Origin of the sequence: Cohnella cholangitidis (assembly GCF_014107495.1) — a bacterium.
Taxonomy (GTDB): domain Bacteria; phylum Bacillota; class Bacilli; order Paenibacillales; family Paenibacillaceae; genus Cohnella; species Cohnella cholangitidis.
Map to the genome: position 1 here is coordinate 2,220,595 of NZ_CP041969.1, position 15,782 is coordinate 2,236,376.

Below are 15,782 nucleotides of genomic sequence, written 5' to 3' on the forward strand. Positions count from 1 at the left end.
TGCGTATCCGTTTATTCGACGCCGACCTCAGAACCCTCAAGGTTAAGGTTTAGCTTATCTCCAGCGGCATCGTCTTCGTCGTCCATTTCCTTCATTTCGATCTCTTGTTCGTCTCCGGACAAGATCTTCACGTCCATACCCAAGCTTTGAAGTTCCTTGATCAATACCTTGAAAGATTCCGGAACGCCTGGTTCTGGCACGTTCTCGCCTTTGACGATCGACTCGTAGGTTTTGACGCGACCGACGACATCATCGGATTTCACGGTCAGAATTTCTTGAAGCGTATAGGCGGCGCCATAAGCCTCGAGCGCCCAAACCTCCATCTCCCCGAAACGTTGTCCGCCGAACTGGGCTTTACCGCCCAACGGCTGTTGCGTAACGAGAGAGTAAGGTCCAGTGGAACGAGCATGGATTTTGTCGTCGACCATGTGAGCGAGCTTGATCATATACATAACGCCGACGGTAACTTCGCGTTCGAACAGTTCTCCGGAACGCCCGTCGCGCAATTGCCATTTACCGTTACGTTTCATGCCTGCTTCTTCCATGGCGTCGAAGACGTCCGTTTCACGAGCTCCGTCGAATACCGGCGTGGCGGAGTGAATTCCGAGCAGCTTACAAGCCATGCCCAAGTGAACTTCGAGCACTTGACCGATGTTCATCCGGGAAGGTACCCCCAGCGGATTCAGAACGACCTGTACAGGCGTGCCATCCGGCAGGAACGGCATATCTTCTTCCGGCAAGATGCGGGCGATAACCCCTTTGTTACCATGGCGTCCGGCCATTTTATCGCCTTCGGAAATTTTCCGTTTTTGCGCGATATAAGCACGTACCAATTGGTTAACGCCCGGAGGAAGCTCGTCGCCGTTCTCGCGGGTGAATACTTTAACGTCAACGACGATTCCGTCCGTACCATGCGGCACGCGCAGGGAAGTATCGCGGACTTCGCGAGCCTTCTCTCCGAAGATCGCATGGAGCAGGCGTTCTTCCGCCGTAAGCTCCGTTACGCCTTTCGGAGTAACTTTACCTACCAAGATATCTCCGGCGCTAATCTCGGCGCCCACGCGGATGATTCCGCGCTCGTCGAGGTTGCGAAGCGCGTCTTCGCCCACGTTCGGAATATCGCGGGTAATTTCTTCAGGTCCAAGCTTCGTATCGCGCGCTTCGGATTCGTATTCTTCGATGTGAATCGAAGTGTATACGTCTTCGCGCACCAATTTCTCGGAGAGCAGGATGGCATCCTCGTAGTTGTAACCTTCCCAAGTCATGAAGGCAACGACGACGTTGCGTCCGAGAGCGAGTTCGCCCGTATCCGTGGATGGACCGTCGGCCATGATGTCGCCTTTCTTGATGACATCGCCGCGGCGAACTAGCGGTCTTTGGTTGATACATGTTCCTTGGTTAGAACGCATAAACTTTTGCAGCTTATGTTTTACGATATCGCCTTTGACTTCTTTGCCGTCAATGATCTCGACGCGGCGCAGTTGGATTTCATTAGCAGAAACTCGCTCGATGAATCCGTCATATTTGGATACAATACATACCCCGGAGTCTTTAGCGGACTTGTGCTCCATGCCGGTTCCTACGAAAGGAGCTTCCGGAATAAGCAAAGGCACGGCTTGACGTTGCATGTTCGATCCCATGAGCGCGCGGTTGGAGTCATCGTTCTCGAGGAACGGAATCATCGCGGTAGCGACGGACACGACTTGCTTAGGAGATACATCCATGAAGTCAACGCGATCGCTAGGAAGCGTCAGGATATTATCCGTTTGCTTGTTATAACGAACGATCGTTTCCTTCTCCGCGAAAGATCCGTCCGGATTCAACTTCGCGTTCGCTTGCGCGATGATATAGTTGTCCTCTTCATCCGCGGTCATGTAGATGATTTCGTCCGTGACGCGGTTAGTATGAGGATCTACTTTACGATAAGGCGCCTCGATAAAGCCGTACTCGTTAATCCGCGCGAAGGAGGACAAAGAGTTGATCAACCCGATGTTCGGCCCCTCAGGAGTCTCGATCGGGCACATCCGGCCATAGTGCGAGTGATGGACGTCGCGAACTTCGAAGCCTGCGCGTTCGCGCGTCAAACCGCCCGGTCCGAGCGCGGACAGACGACGTTTGTGCGTCAGTTCCGCGAGCGGATTCGTTTGATCCATAAATTGCGACAACTGGGAAGATCCGAAGAACTCCTTGATCGCCGCGATAACGGGACGAATGTTGATCAGAGCCTGAGGCGTGATCGCGTTCTGATCCTGAATGGACATCCGTTCGCGTACGACGCGTTCCATACGGGATAGACCGATACGGAATTGGTTTTGCAGCAATTCGCCGACGGAACGCAGACGACGGTTGCCGAGATGGTCGATATCGTCCGTGTTGCCGACGGATTGCAGCAGGTTCATGAAGTAGTTAATGGACGCGATAATATCCGCAGGCGTAATGTTCTTCACCGACTTGTCGATGATGCCGTTGGAAATAACCTTGACCACTTTGCCATCTTCGACAGGCGAGAATATGCTAACGGATTGCAATGGAATATCTTCGGACTCATATACCGCTCCCGTTACGCGATAATTTTTGAATCCGACGTTCTTCTCCAGCGCAGGGAGAATTTGATCCAGCAATCTACGGTCGATCATTTGACCGGCTTCGGCGATAATTTCGCCCGTGGACGGATCCACGAGGGTTTCCGCCAACCGTTGGTTAAACAACCGGTTCTTAATATGCAGCTTTTTGTTTACTTTGTAACGACCGACATTCGCCAAGTCATAACGCTTAGGATCGAAGAAACGTGCGATCAGCAAGCTGCGCGCGTTCTCCAGAGTCGGAGGTTCGCCGGCGAAGACGCTCGTAGATCTCGATGAGCGCTTTTTCGGTAGAATCCGTGTTATCCTTCTCCAGCGTATTGCGAATGTACTCGTCTTGTCCGAGCAAGTCCAGAATCTCCGCATCGGTTCCGAATCCAAGCGAACGCAGAAGTACCGTTACGGGGATTTTGCGCGTACGGTCGATACGCACGTAAATGATATCTTTAGCATCCGTCTCAAGCTCAAGCCAAGCTCCGCGGTTAGGAATGACGGTTGCCGTGTAATTTTTCTTGCCGTTCTTATCTACCTTCGTACTGAAGTAGACGCTCGGGGAGCGCACCAATTGGCTGACGATTACGCGTTCCGCACCATTGATAATGAACGTACCCGTTTCGGTCATGAGCGGGAAATCTCCCATAAATACTTCCTGCTCTTTCACTTCTCCGGTCTCTTTATTAAGCAACCGAACTTTAACGCGAAGTGGAGCCGCATAGGTAACGTCGCGTTCTTTCGATTCGTCAACGGAATACTTCGGTTCACCCAAGCTATAGTCGATAAACTCCAACACTAGATTGCCGGTAAAATCCGAGATTGGCGAAATGTCCTGAAAAATCTCACGCAAACCCTCGTCCAAAAACTTTTGGTACGACTGCTGCTGGATTTCGATCAGGTTCGGAACGTCCAACACTTCATTAATGCGGGCGTAGCTGCGCCGTGTACGGCGGCCATACTGAACAAGATGTCCTGCCAACTTAACCTCACCCCTTAAGTCTGCTCCAACACATAAATAAAGAAAAGCCCTTATGCGCCGGTTGGCGGCACAATGGCAACTCATCCTGCCTTTACCCCAAAACAAACCCATTATACGTCAAGACGCGTTCATTTATTCCTGGGAAAGGATCAGAGTTTACAGATCTATTGTGTTGAAGACAATTAGCCCATCCTAATACTGACATTTTTTAATAATACCACAGCCAAAATGTCAAGTCAAATATTTTTCATATTCACTTGCGCGTACAGCAATAAAGCCTGAATCCCTTATCCTTACCGACTTCTTCCACTTGGTCTTCGCCATAAATTTCTTCAAGCTTCGCTCTTGCGGAAGGCGCGCCTTGTTTGTTCTGGATCACGACCCAAGTCGTTCCGCCCGGATTCAGATGTTGCCTGGATTCCGAGAATAGCCGATGCACGACGGCTTTCCCCGCCCGTATTGGCGGATTGGAGAGAATCACATCGAAGGTTTCGGCAGCAACGGCAGCGAACAAATCGCTCTGCGCGAAGGAGACATTACGAATCCCGTTCGCTTGCGCATTGTGGCTGGCCAGTTCAACCGCCCGCTCGTTAATATCGATCAGCTTGACATGTCCTTGCGGCGCAAGGCGGGCAGCAATTAATCCAATCGGACCATACCCGCAACCGATATCCAGCACTTGGGCATTTGCCGGAATCTCCATGTGTTCGATAAGCACCCGACTGCCAAAGTCCACCCCGTCCCGCGAAAACACGCCAGCATCCGACGTCAATCGGAGTTTCATCCCTCGAAGCACCGTTTCGAATTCCCGCCGGTTGCTCGCCGACTTAGGTTTATCCGTGTAGTAATGATCGTTCACCCAATTTCCTCCATCATTACGGCATAGGACGCCTTCAATAAAGGGGAGTTTCAAAAAGCCGGTTTTTGAACTTCCACTTTCAGCATGATCAAGTTTCGACATGAACAAACCCCTCGAAGAAAATCTTCAAGGGGTTTGATGATCTGCTTCTTACTTAACTTCTACTTTAGCGCCAGCTTCTTCAAGCTTAGCTTTAACTGCGTCTGCTTCTTCTTTAGCAACTTTTTCTTTGATCGGTTTAGGAGCGCCGTCAACAAGCTCTTTCGCTTCTTTCAAGCCAAGGCCCGTGATTTCGCGAACAGCTTTGATAACGTTGATTTTGGAAGCGCCAGCGTCAGTCAGAATAACGTCGAACTCGGATTGCTCAGCAGCAGCTTCAACAGCTCCGCCGCCTGCAACTACAGCAACCGGTGCTGCAGCAGTTACGCCGAATTCTTCTTCGATTGCTTTAACCAGATCGTTCAGTTCGAGAACAGTCATCGCTTTGATGGCTTCTAAGATTTGCTCTTTACTCATTTGAATATCCTCCATTATTTGAGATCATATGATCTTCTTATTTTGATAATCGATTGTCTTACGCGCTTGCTTCGTTCTTGTCCGATACCGCTTTGACAGCGAGCGCGAAGTTGCGAACCGGTGCTTGAAGCACGCTAAGCAACATCGACAGCAAGCCTTCGCGGGACGGAAGGTCCGCAAGTGCTTTTACTTGAGCCGCGTCGTAGAAACGTCCGTCTACGATACCGCCTTTGATTTTCAATGCGTCGTTCTTCTTCGCGAAATCGCTCAGAATTTTAGCCGGAGCTACCGCATCGGCGCCGAACGCAACAGCAGTCGGTCCCGTCAGAACGGAATCAAGTTCGCTAAGCTCAGCGTTTGCAGCAGCACGGCTTACCAAAGAGTTTTTCAACACTTGGAATTCAATGCCGGCTTCACGCAATTGCTTACGAAGCAATGTTACTTGAGCCACGTTCAAACCGCGGTAATCCGCTACGACCGTGCTAGAGCTTTCACGCAGTTTCGCTGCGATCGCATCAACTTCTTGCTGTTTGGCTTGAATGATTTTTGCATTTGCCATTGTGTACACCTCCTAAGTCTTGGCATTACCGTATTATCCTCTTCCAACGAGCCGGAGGCATAAGAAATGCCCCCGCAGACATCGCGGAGGCATGACGTGATCTTGCTCTTATGATCAAAATGCGCAGCACTTTGCATAAAAGAAAAACTCTATCCACACACCTCGGTAGGAAATTAAGCTCGCACGACAGAATTCTGCGCGCTGCACCTACGGTCTACGGTATCCATATTCATTTATCAGCTTCATCAGCTTATCATTAAGACGAGCTAATGTCAAAGTAAGTTTTTACCGTCCGATTCGCTCAAGAGCTCATTCGGATTAGCGATATACAGCAGCATTTACGCGCGCGCCTGGTCCCATCGTCGAAGAGATCGAGATGTTTTTCAGGTATACGCCTTTGGAAGATGCCGGTTTCGCGCGGCTCAACGCATCGATCAAGGCTTTCAAGTTTTCGTCGAGCTTTTGGGCATCGAACGATACTTTACCGATCGGAGCGTGAATTTGTCCGGCTTTGTCCAGACGGTATTCGATTTTACCGGCTTTAATCTCGGCGATGGCTTTTGCAACGTCATTCGTTACGGTGCCCGCTTTAGGGTTCGGCATCAAACCTTTACCCCCGAGAATACGGCCCAGTTTACCGACTTCGCTCATCATGTCCGGAGTAGCGACGCAGACGTCGAACTCGAACCATCCTTGTTGGATTTTTTGGATGAGGTCGGCATCCCCTACGTAATCCGCGCCAGCTGCTTCGGCTTCTTTCAGCTTGTCACCTTTCGCGAATACGAGGACGCGTTGCGTTTTGCCGGTGCCGTGAGGCAGGACGACTACGCCGCGCACTGCTTGATCTTGTTTTCTCGGATCAACGCCGAGGCGGACAGCTGCTTCAACCGTTTCGTCGAATTTAGCTGTAGCTGCTTTCTTCACGAGCTCGATCGCTTCCAACGATTCGTAGGTAGCGTCGCGGTCGATCAGCTTAGCGGATGCTGCATATTTCTTACCGTGTTTAGCCAAGTTGTTTTCCTCCTTTTGTGGTTTTAACGGAAGTTTCCTCCCACAAGCGGTTCTAGGAACCGCAGTACGATTGTCCTCCTAATGAGACGCAATCGATTAGTCTTCGATAACTACGCCCATGCTGCGGGCAGTTCCTTCGACCATACGCATAGCCGCTTCAACGGACGCCGCGTTCAGATCTTGCATTTTTTGCTCTGCAATGTCACGAACTTTAGCGCGTTTAACTGTAGCTACTTTTTTCTTGTTCGGCTCGCCGGAACCTTTTTGGATTCCTGCTGCTACGCGAAGCAATACCGCTGCTGGCGGAGTCTTCGTCTCGAACGTAAAGGAGCGATCCTCGTACACGGAAATAACGACCGGAATTACCAATCCAGCTTGGTCCGCAGTGCGAGCATTGAACTCTTTACAGAATTGCATGATGTTAACGCCAGCTTGACCTAGTGCAGGACCGATTGGCGGCGCAGGGTTAGCTTTACCCGCGTTAACTTGCAACTTTACCAACTTGATGACTTTCTTTGCCATGTTGCACACCTCCCTAACCCATAATGCGGTTTAACGGAACATCCGTCCCTCCCGCTCATTCAAGAAACCCAAACGCACAAAGATACTTATATCTTTTCCACTTGAGTGAAATCCAACTCAACCGGGGTTTCCCTGCCAAACATGTTGACGTGCACCTTAAGCTTGCTCTTGTCGGGCAGAATCTCTTCTACGGAACCGACGAAGTTAGCGAAAGGACCGACCTTAACGCGGACATTCTCTTTAAGCTCGAAATCGATAACAGGCTTAGGCTCATCCATGCCCATATGACGCAGAATTCCTTCTACTTCATCTGGCAGAAGCGCCGTCGGCTTAGATCCCGATCCGGTAGAGCCTACAAACCCGGTAACGCCCGGAGTATTGCGGACCACGTACCAAGAATCATCCGTTTGGACCATCTCTACAAGGACGTAGCCAGGATATACTTTACGCATAACCGTCTTTTTCTTGCCGTCCTTATTGACGATCTCTTCTTCCATCGGAACAAGCACGCGGAAGATCTTATCCTGCATACCCATAGATTCCACGCGTTTCTCCAAGTTAGCCTTAACCTTGTTCTCGTAACCGGAGTACGTGTGCACTACATACCATCTTTTCTCCATGGAAAAGCCACCTTTGGTTCCTGCGTCAGATGATGAGATCGACGAGGGATGAAATACCGATGTCCAGACCCCAGAAGTAGATCGTTACCAACACCACAGTCACGATAACAATGATTGTGTAGCTGACGAGCTCTTTCCGGCTGGGCCAACGGACTTTCTTTAATTCGCTCCAGCTATCTGCGAAAAACGAAAAAAAGGACCCAAAGTTTTGTTTCATCTTGGCCAGGAAAGTCACGTTCATACCTCCTAGGAGTTAGCGCGTTTCGCGATGAGGAGTATGTTCATTGCAAAATTTGCAGAACTTCTTCAACTCGATGCGATCGGCGTGCGTCCGTTTGTTCTTGCTCGACGTGTAGTTCCGTTGCTTGCAGTTCGTACAAGCTAGAGTGATGATCACCCGCATCCCTTCCACCTCCCGGGACCTAACTTCATAAAAATACAACCATACGGCGGAAACCCCAGCTTGGCGAACCAAGGCTGCGTCGGAACCGCGGCCCGATGACAAGTCATCAAGACAACAATTCCTGGTGTTTCGCCGATGATTCAGACCAGCGCATAAGAAACCACGTTAAGGTTACTAAAATAATTTATCACAGGGGGAAATCGATGTCAACGAAAAGTGTCGTTAGCCTACGATCGAAGATCGGTAACCGACACCTGGATTCCGCGAAAGATCTAGCCCACTCTAGCATCCTTGTAACCATTCTTCCATATTTTCGCCATTCTTAACCCCACGGAACGAAGAATATTCCAAGTTAAACAAACGAAATGGCCCCGAAAAAAATAAAAAGCAGCTCCGATGAGGCTGCTCGTGTCTTTAACTATGAATAGGAGTGCGATGAGTGCTAGGTTCCGATATCCCTGACTTCCAAGTATCGTTCCAACTTGCGCTTAACGCGCTGCAAGGCGTTGTCGATCGATTTCACGTGCCTGTCGAGATCGACGGCGATCTCTTGATAAGAGCGTCCGTCCAAGTAAAGCATGAGCACTTTGCGCTCGAGATCGCTTAAGATTTCCGACATCTTGTCCTCAAGGCCGTAAAACTCCTCTTGGTTGATGATCATCTCTTCCGGGTCGCATACCCTGGAGCCGCAGATGACGTCCAGCAGCGTTCGGTCGGAATCTTCATCGTATATCGGTTTGTCCAAAGAGACATAGGAATTAAGAGGAATATGCTTCTGACGGGTAGCGGTCTTGATCGCGGTAATAATCTGCCGGGTAATGCACAACTCCGCAAAAGCCTTGAACGAAGCTAACTTATCTCCTTTGAAGTCACGGATCGCCTTGTAAAGGCCGATCATTCCTTCCTGAACGATATCTTCCCGTTCCGCGCCTATCAGAAAGTAAGAGCGCGCCTTAGCCCGCACGAAATTTCGATATTTATGAATAAGGTACTCCAACGCTTCGCTGTCGCCCGTACGAACGAATTCCACGATGTCCTCGTCGGCCTTGAAGTCATACTCACGCGTTGCCAGTCTCTCCAAGTCGACACTCACGAACATCCCCCCGGTCTGCGTTGGCGTACTGGAACCTCGAACTCTACCAAACTATAAACAATATACTTGATCTGACGCATAGCGTCAATGGATTTACCGTTTTTAGGGGCTTATCCACAGTGGTAAAATTGGCAATTATAGCCACATTTCATCGACTTTCTTCTAACTTTCATCTAAACCTCTTCTCATTCGCTCCAACCGACGCTGCACATCTTCCGGCAAAATTCCGTCCAGAGGATTTTTTTTAAGCTGTGATTCGCTCTTAATAGCGGTTTGGATATCCATCCGGCTTTGCCGTACTTCCAACCTCAATTCGCGCGCCGACACCCGCAACGCGCCGCGTCCGAACGCGACATGCTGTTCAACCTGATCGGAGGTAGCGACGTAAATATTGCGCTTTACGGACGTCCACTCCCCGACTAGACGCTCGATGCATTCGTCGGCGGTCTCGCGCTCGCGCGTATAGACGACCCGCAATTTCTTGCGATGGCGGTATTCCGCTCCGGCGCCCTGGACGCGGAAAGCATCGAACACGACGATCACGATTAACCCCGCATAGCTTTGGTAATCCGACAGCAAGTCCAACAACCGGTCCCTGGCATCCTCCAGCTTCTCGTTCTTGAGAATCTCCAGCTCCGGCCAAGCCCCGATCATGTTGTAACCGTCTACTAGCAGAACGTCCTCGCGTTGGAACATGCGTTTCTCACGCATGTTCCGGCGTCGTAACGCTTGTCGACGCGCCTCTTTTCTTCAGAGCTTCGCCGCGTTGGCGAACGACTTCGTACAAAATGACTCCCGCGGCCACGGATGCGTTAAGCGAGTTGATCTGCCCTACCATAGGAAGCGATAGGATGAAATCGCATCTCTCCCTGACCAACCGGGATAGCCCCTGGCCCTCGTTGCCGATTACGATCGCTAACGGACCGGTCAAATTCGTCTCGTAGAAGCCTTCTTTAGCACCTGCATCCGCACCGGCGATCCACAAGCCGGCCTCTTTGAGCTTCTCCATCGTTTGTACCAGATTAGCGACCCTTGCGACCGGGACGTATTCTACCGCGCCTGCGGAAGTTTTAGCGACGACCGCGGTCAAACCCGCGCTTCTGCGCTTCGGAACGATTACGCCGTGCACGCCCGTACAATCGGCCGTCCGCAGCACGGAGCCTAAATTATGAGGGTCTTCTACTTCGTCTAGCAAGACGATAAGCGGCGCTTCCCCGCTCGCCTTGGCGCGTGCCAACAGCTCGTCCACTTCTACGTAAGCGACGGCCGCCGCTTGAGCGACGACGCCTTGATGCTGCATATCCGGAACAAGCCGATCGAGCTTGCTCTTATCCACTTGCTGAACGACGATTCCCCGGGCTTTGGCTTCCTCCATGATCGGTTGGATGAGATGCCGTTGAGCTTGATTGGACAAGAATATTTTATTAATCGAACGTCCGGCCTTCATGGCTTCCAGCACGGGATGTTTGCCCGCCAAGTACTCGTCGTCGCCTTTCAAGGCGCTATCTTCGGCCCATAGCTCGTTGTCCGCCGCCGACTCCTTACTCGCAGTCGCCGCGTGATGACGTTTGTCTCTATCTTTGTGCCCGTTGCCCGAAGAATTCCATCCGCCTTTGCGCTCGCCTTGCGCGAACGGTTTTGCGCCTCCGGCGGAACGGTTACCCGGCGTTCTCGGATTGTGATTGCCCATTTTTGCATCTTCCTTTGTGTGTTATTGCGACCCGTCTATTGCGGTTTATCTTCGAATGCGTAATCCATTAGTTGTTCGAGGCGATCTTTCGCCCCTTGATAGTAGAGGTACCCAACGAGACACTCCAGCGCGGTTGCATGACGGTAGTCCGCGGGATCCGCGTTCTTCGGCGGTTGCCCCGATTTGGTATTGCGTCCGCGCCGTACGATATCCGCTTCTTCTTCCGTGAGTATCGGCATCCACTTCTGCAGCAGCCTCGCCTGGGCGGCAGCGCACACATACGACGTCGCGACGCGGTGCAACTCGTGCGGCTTACGGCTTGAACCGGCGATTAACCGCTGGCGGATGTAAATCTCGAACACGGCATCCCCGATGTAGGCCAGCACGACCGGCGACAGCAGATGAACCGGAACATCTGTCGGGATAACCGGAGAAATGACCGGAGGTAACGGCTGACTCGACCGCTCCGTCATTTGCGCCGCCACCGAATGCCTTGCGGAGTATCCTCCAGTAGAATTCCCCGGTTCGCCAATAAATCGCGAATCTCGTCCGCACGGGCAAAGTGACGGTTAGCGCGCGCCGCCGTCCGCTCGGCGATCAGCGCATCAACCTCTTCATCCAGCAACTCGGCCTCATCGTTCGCAGGCAGAAGTCCCATGATTCCGTTCATCTCGTCGATCTGAGCCAAGATGAGCAGCAAATCGGTTTCGCTTACGATTTCCCGCTGCAAATAAGCGTTCGCTTCGGACACGAGGCCAAACCAAGCGGTAATCGCATCCGGCGTGCTGAAGTCGTCTTCCATTCGCGAATGGAATTCGGTATTCAACTGCTTTAATCGTGCCTGAAGTTCCGAGTCCCCCGCTAAAGATAGATTTCCCTTGGCGACGGAGGTCAACCGGTGTTTCACGTTGTCCCGGCAATTCGTCAGCCGCTCGACGCTGTTGGTCGCTTGACGGATCGTCTCGTCGCTGAAGTTAAGAGGGCTGCGATAATGCGTCGCCAGCATCAAGTACCTGATCGCATATTTGCTAGTCCCTTTGAGCAGTTGCCTGACATTGACTCCGTTGCCTAGAGACTTCGACATTTTCTCGTTATTGATATTGACGAAGCCGTTATGCATCCAATAGCGGGACAACGGCTGACCCGTCAAAGATTCGGATTGGGCAATCTCGCACTCGTGGTGCGGGAACTGCAGATCGTGCCCGCCGCCGTGGATATCCAGCGTATCTCCCGCGTATTTGCGAACCATCGCGGAGCATTCGATATGCCAGCCGGGACGGCCGTCGCCCCACGGGCTCGGCCAGCGGATTTCGCCCGGCTTCGCCGCTTTCCAGAGCACGAAATCCTGCGGATTTTCTTTTCTCTCGTCCACGTCGATCCGGATTCCGTATTGCAGCTCGTCGAGATTTTTGTGCGACAGCTTGCCGTATTCGGCAAAAGTCCCCGTACGGAAATAGACGTCTCCGGCGCTTTCGTACGCCGCGCCCTTATCGACCAATTCTCGGATGAATTCCACGATTTCGTCGATCGTCTCCGTCACTCGAGGCGCTATCGTCGGCGGGAACGCGCCGAGCGCTTCCCGGTCTTCTTTGAACGCGGCAATAAACTTCTCCGCCAATTCCGGCACCGTTATGCCAAGCTCGGCCGCTTTACGGATCATTTTGTCGTCGACGTCCGTATAGTTCACAATGTAATTCACTTGCAAACCGATCGCTTCCAAATACCGGCGAACGACATCGAAGAAGATTACCGGACGCGCATTGCCGATATGGATATAGTCGTACACGGTAGGTCCGCACACGTACATGTTGACCTTGCCCGGTTCGCGCGGAACGAACGTTTGGGGTTGCCGGGTCAAGCTATCGTATATTTTGAGGTTCACGTTGCGTTAGCTCCTTTAAGTTCCTTGGTTTCGCTTGGATCCATCGTTTCCTCTGGTTCTTTGAATTCACTACGTTCCAAGTTACCGTTCGTTTCATTAGCTTTAAGACGTTCGATTTCCGACTTCAATTCGTTGATTTCCTTCTGCATGAAACGGAAGGTTTCAATTAACGGGTCAGGTAAGTTCGTATGGTCGAGCCGATCGCCGATTTTTTTCCCGTTGCGTTTGACGATTCTTCCCGGAATGCCGACGACCGTGCTATTGGGCGGGACTTCGCGAAGTACGACGGAATTCGCCCCTATATTAGAGTTATCTCCAACCGTGAACGATCCAAGCACTTTCACCCCGGACGCGATAACGACCCTGTTGCCGATAGTCGGATGGCGTTTGCCTTTCTCCTTGCCGGTACCTCCTAACGTCACTCCCTGGTAAATAACGACGTCGTCCCCGATCTCGCAAGTCTCTCCGATAACGACGCCCATGCCGTGGTCTATGAATAGTTTATTGCCGATGCGCGCTCCCGGGTGAATCTCGATTCCCGTAAAGAACCGGCTGATCTGGGAAATAATGCGGGCGACGGTAAACCAACGATGACGATAAAAGAAATGGGCGAAACGATGAGACCAAATTGCGTGCAACCCCGCATAAGTAAACACTACTTCAAACCAGCTTCGAGCAGCAGGGTCATTCTCGAAAACCGCCTCGATATCGGATTGGACTTTCCGCCATATTCCCATATCCCGTCCCCCCTTAGCATCTGACTATAATCTGCAATCTTTGCGGCAACGCTAACTGTCCACGGAAATAAAAAAAGCCCCTGCAGCTATAAGCTGCAGAGACGTCATGACGTGGTCCCACTCTGCTTGAGCGTACGTCCCTTAGACAGGCCTCGCTCCTCTTCGGATGAATAACGGGATCCCCCCGGCACCGCTCGCCCGTTCCAAGCCGATGATAAGCAGCGATTAGATCATCGCGAACTTTCGGTTGTCCGATCAGCGGCACAGCTCCCAGGCGCAATTCGGTTTCGCGTGAATGTGGCGGCTCTCAGCCATGACCGCCTTCTCTGGACATTCGTTAAGCGAAACTTACTTTCCTGTTCGTCGCACGTTTTCGATATAGAACAAGTATATCCCAACGCTACGCAGGTGACAAGAGATGTCCCTCTATCCTTACGTTTGGATCGATCCGGGGGATATTAACGGCATTCAGTTCCGTTATTTCACTCCGCGAGGCGGTTTCCGGCCAAACAACGGTCTTCAGTTCCGTTATTTCACTCCGCGAGTCGGTTTCCGGCCAAATAACGGTCCTCAGTTCCGTTATTTCACTCCGCGAGTCGGTTTCCGGCCAAATAACGGTCCTCAGTTCCGTTATTTCACTCCGCGAGTCGGTTTCCGGCCAAATAACGGTCCTCAGTTCCGTTATTTCACTCCGCGAGTCGGTTTCCGGCCAAATAACGGTCCTCAGCTCCGTTATTTCACTCCGCGAATCGGTTTCCGGCCAAATAACGGTCCTCAGTTCCGTTATTTCACTCCGCGAATCGGTTTCCGGCCAAATAACGGTCCTCAGTTCCGTTACCGGCAGTTAAACCTTACCCCTTCTTAGCCAACTGCTCCTTAAGACGCTTCAACACTCGCGCGCGGCCTAGCAGCCAGATGGTACCGTTCAGATCCGGTCCGTGCGTCTGGCCGGTGAGCGCCACGCGGATCGGCATGAACAAGCCTTTGCCTTTTACTCCGGTAGCCGTCTGAACGCCTTTGATCAGGCTCTTCATATTGTCGATCGTAAATCCTTCTTCGCCCGCTTCCTCCAGTCCTGCCAGGAACGCCGCCAGTACGGCAGGAACGGTTTCTTCGGCCAACACGGCCTCCGACTCGTCATTAAATTCAAGCGACTCTTGGAAAAACAAATCGGACAAAGAAACGATTTCCGCTCCGAACCGCAGATGATCCCGGAACAGGGCGACTAATGCGGATGCCCACTCCAGCTCTTGCCCGTTCGGCTCCGCGGGCAATCTGCCCGAAGCTTTCAGATGCGGCAAGCAGAGCTCGATAACCCGCTCCTGCGAAGCTTGTTTCAAGTAATGCTGATTCAGCCAGCTTAGCTTTGCCGTGTCGAATACGGCCGGACTCTTGGACAGTCGGTTCGCGTTGAATATTTCGATCAGCTGCTCGCGGCCGTAGATCTCCTCTTCGCCCTCCGGGGACCACCCCAGCAAGGTGATAAAGTTGAACAACGCCTCCGGCAAATAACCTAATTCGTCGTATTGCTGGATGAATTGAACGATGGACTCGTCGCGTTTGGAGAGCTTTTTACGTTGATCGTTCACGATTAACGTCATATGGCCGAATTCAGGCGGCGTCCAATCGAAAGCTTCGTAGATCATCAGCTGGCGCGGCGTGTTCGTGATATGGTCTTCTCCGCGCAGGACGTGCGAGATCGCCATCAAATGGTCATCGACCGCAACGGCGTAATTATAAGTCGGAATCCCGTCTTTCTTCACGATAACGAAATCTCCGAAATCTTCGGAACGGAAGGAGATCTCTCCTTTGACCGTATCGTTGAACGTATATACGCGATCCGCCGGAACGGTAAACCGAATGCTGGGAACGCGCCCTTCGGCCGCAAGCTTGGCCCGTTCCTCGGCGCCGAGATGACGGCATTTGCCCGAATATTTCGGCGTCTCGCCTCGCGCGGATTGCTCCTCGCGTTCCCGCTCCAGCTCTTCTTCATTGCAGTAACAAGGATAAGCCAGTTGGCGGTCCAGCAACTGCTGAGTATGGGTATTGTAGATATCAAGACGTTCGGTTTGACGATAAGGACCGCAATCGCCCGGACGATCGATGCTCTCGTCCCAATCTACGCCAAGCCATTTCAAATAGGTAAGCTGGCTCTCTTCTCCGCCGGCTACGTTGCGCTTAACGTCCGTATCCTCGATGCGAATAATAAAATCGCCGCCGTGGTGACGAGCGAATAAATAGTTGAAAATGGCTGTACGTGCATTACCGATATGCAAATGGCCCGTTGGGCTCGGCGCATACCGTACGCGGACTTTCGTGGACATTGTAGTTCCTC

At 51.9% G+C, this 15,782-nt stretch carries 15 protein-coding genes, 1 pseudogene and 1 other annotated feature; all 16 genes and pseudogenes read right to left on the bottom strand.

Annotated elements, in window-relative coordinates; genetic code table 11:
• Nucleotides 1–11: 11 nt before the first annotated feature.
• The 16 genes and pseudogenes from rpoB to gltX all read right to left on the bottom strand — a co-directional run bounded on the left by rpoB (nucleotide 12) and on the right by gltX (nucleotide 15,771).
• Nucleotides 12–3,555 (bottom strand): annotated as a pseudogene (gene rpoB, locus FPL14_RS10640) (DNA-directed RNA polymerase subunit beta).
• A 253-nt stretch (nucleotides 3,556–3,808) separates the two neighbouring features.
• Nucleotides 3,809–4,414 (bottom strand): class I SAM-dependent methyltransferase, encoded by a 606-nt coding sequence (locus FPL14_RS10645; RefSeq protein ID WP_182302927.1) that lies wholly within the window; start codon nucleotides 4,412–4,414, stop codon nucleotides 3,809–3,811.
• Between the two features lie 150 nt (nucleotides 4,415–4,564).
• A complete protein-coding gene (gene rplL / locus FPL14_RS10650) occupies nucleotides 4,565–4,930 on the bottom strand; it encodes a 50S ribosomal protein L7/L12 (RefSeq protein ID WP_182302928.1) in 366 nt (121 codons plus the stop codon).
• A 58-nt stretch (nucleotides 4,931–4,988) separates the two neighbouring features.
• The gene (gene rplJ, locus FPL14_RS10655) at nucleotides 4,989–5,489 is read right to left on the bottom strand and encodes a 50S ribosomal protein L10 (RefSeq protein ID WP_182302929.1); all 501 of its coding nucleotides are present in this window, start codon (nucleotides 5,487–5,489) and stop codon (nucleotides 4,989–4,991) included.
• Between the two features lie 53 nt (nucleotides 5,490–5,542).
• Nucleotides 5,543–5,727, bottom strand: a sequence feature (ribosomal protein L10 leader region).
• An 80-nt stretch (nucleotides 5,728–5,807) separates the two neighbouring features.
• Nucleotides 5,808–6,500 carry a 50S ribosomal protein L1 gene (rplA, locus tag FPL14_RS10660; RefSeq protein WP_182302930.1) on the bottom strand — a complete coding sequence of 231 codons (693 nt, stop codon included), beginning with the start codon at nucleotides 6,498–6,500 and terminating at the stop codon, nucleotides 5,808–5,810.
• Nucleotides 6,501–6,596: 96 nt separating this feature from the next.
• Entirely contained in the window at nucleotides 6,597–7,022 is a 426-nt protein-coding gene (gene rplK, locus FPL14_RS10665; protein ID WP_182302931.1) for a 50S ribosomal protein L11, read from the bottom strand.
• An 86-nt stretch (nucleotides 7,023–7,108) separates the two neighbouring features.
• A complete protein-coding gene (nusG, locus tag FPL14_RS10670; protein WP_182302932.1) occupies nucleotides 7,109–7,642 on the bottom strand; it encodes a transcription termination/antitermination protein NusG in 534 nt (177 codons plus the stop codon).
• A gap of 25 nt (nucleotides 7,643–7,667) precedes the next feature.
• Nucleotides 7,668–7,877: a preprotein translocase subunit SecE gene (gene secE, locus FPL14_RS10675; RefSeq protein WP_182302933.1), complete on the bottom strand. Its 210-nt coding sequence runs from the start codon at nucleotides 7,875–7,877 to the stop codon at nucleotides 7,668–7,670.
• An 18-nt stretch (nucleotides 7,878–7,895) separates the two neighbouring features.
• A complete protein-coding gene (gene rpmG / locus FPL14_RS10680; protein WP_182302934.1) occupies nucleotides 7,896–8,045 on the bottom strand; it encodes a 50S ribosomal protein L33 in 150 nt (49 codons plus the stop codon).
• 442 nt (nucleotides 8,046–8,487) lie between these two features.
• Nucleotides 8,488–9,138 carry an RNA polymerase sporulation sigma factor SigH gene (sigH, locus tag FPL14_RS10685; protein WP_182302935.1) on the bottom strand — a complete coding sequence of 217 codons (651 nt, stop codon included), beginning with the start codon at nucleotides 9,136–9,138 and terminating at the stop codon, nucleotides 8,488–8,490.
• Nucleotides 9,139–9,300: 162 nt separating this feature from the next.
• Nucleotides 9,301–9,834, bottom strand: coding sequence for an NYN domain-containing protein (locus FPL14_RS10690; protein ID WP_182303942.1), 534 nt, complete (start codon nucleotides 9,832–9,834; stop codon nucleotides 9,301–9,303).
• Between the two features lie 7 nt (nucleotides 9,835–9,841).
• On the bottom strand, nucleotides 9,842–10,636 hold the full coding sequence (rlmB, locus tag FPL14_RS10695) for a 23S rRNA (guanosine(2251)-2'-O)-methyltransferase RlmB (protein WP_267875435.1): 795 nt from the start codon (nucleotides 10,634–10,636) through the stop codon (nucleotides 9,842–9,844).
• Nucleotides 10,637–10,863: 227 nt separating this feature from the next.
• A complete protein-coding gene (locus tag FPL14_RS10700; RefSeq protein ID WP_182302937.1) occupies nucleotides 10,864–11,301 on the bottom strand; it encodes a Mini-ribonuclease 3 in 438 nt (145 codons plus the stop codon).
• The gene (cysS, locus tag FPL14_RS10705) at nucleotides 11,298–12,710 is read right to left on the bottom strand and encodes a cysteine--tRNA ligase (RefSeq protein ID WP_182302938.1); all 1,413 of its coding nucleotides are present in this window, start codon (nucleotides 12,708–12,710) and stop codon (nucleotides 11,298–11,300) included. The genes FPL14_RS10700 and cysS overlap by 4 nt, the downstream gene beginning before the upstream one ends.
• On the bottom strand, nucleotides 12,707–13,447 hold the full coding sequence (gene cysE / locus FPL14_RS10710; RefSeq protein WP_182302939.1) for a serine O-acetyltransferase: 741 nt from the start codon (nucleotides 13,445–13,447) through the stop codon (nucleotides 12,707–12,709). Before cysE ends, cysS begins: the two co-directional genes overlap by 4 nt.
• Before the next feature lie 851 nt (nucleotides 13,448–14,298).
• On the bottom strand, nucleotides 14,299–15,771 hold the full coding sequence (gene gltX / locus FPL14_RS10715; protein WP_182302940.1) for a glutamate--tRNA ligase: 1,473 nt from the start codon (nucleotides 15,769–15,771) through the stop codon (nucleotides 14,299–14,301).
• Nucleotides 15,772–15,782: the final 11 nt, after the last annotated feature.

What these genes read in the sequence shown, in the direction of transcription:
- FPL14_RS10700 (WP_182302937.1), bottom strand. Translation starts at nt 11,301, where the DNA reads ATGACGGAGCGGTCGAGTCAGCCGTTACCTCCGGTCATTTCTCCGGTT.
- gltX (WP_182302940.1), bottom strand. Translation starts at nt 15,771, where the DNA reads ATGTCCACGAAAGTCCGCGTACGGTATGCGCCGAGCCCAACGGGCCAT.
- cysE (WP_182302939.1), bottom strand. Translation starts at nt 13,447, where the DNA reads ATGGGAATATGGCGGAAAGTCCAATCCGATATCGAGGCGGTTTTCGAG.
- rplL (WP_182302928.1), bottom strand. Translation starts at nt 4,930, where the DNA reads ATGAGTAAAGAGCAAATCTTAGAAGCCATCAAAGCGATGACTGTTCTC.
- rpmG (WP_182302934.1), bottom strand. Translation starts at nt 8,045, where the DNA reads ATGCGGGTGATCATCACTCTAGCTTGTACGAACTGCAAGCAACGGAAC.
- rplK (WP_182302931.1), bottom strand. Translation starts at nt 7,022, where the DNA reads ATGGCAAAGAAAGTCATCAAGTTGGTAAAGTTGCAAGTTAACGCGGGT.
- nusG (WP_182302932.1), bottom strand. Translation starts at nt 7,642, where the DNA reads ATGGAGAAAAGATGGTATGTAGTGCACACGTACTCCGGTTACGAGAAC.
- FPL14_RS10690 (WP_182303942.1), bottom strand. Translation starts at nt 9,834, where the DNA reads ATGTTCCAACGCGAGGACGTTCTGCTAGTAGACGGTTACAACATGATC.
- rplJ (WP_182302929.1), bottom strand. Translation starts at nt 5,489, where the DNA reads ATGGCAAATGCAAAAATCATTCAAGCCAAACAGCAAGAAGTTGATGCG.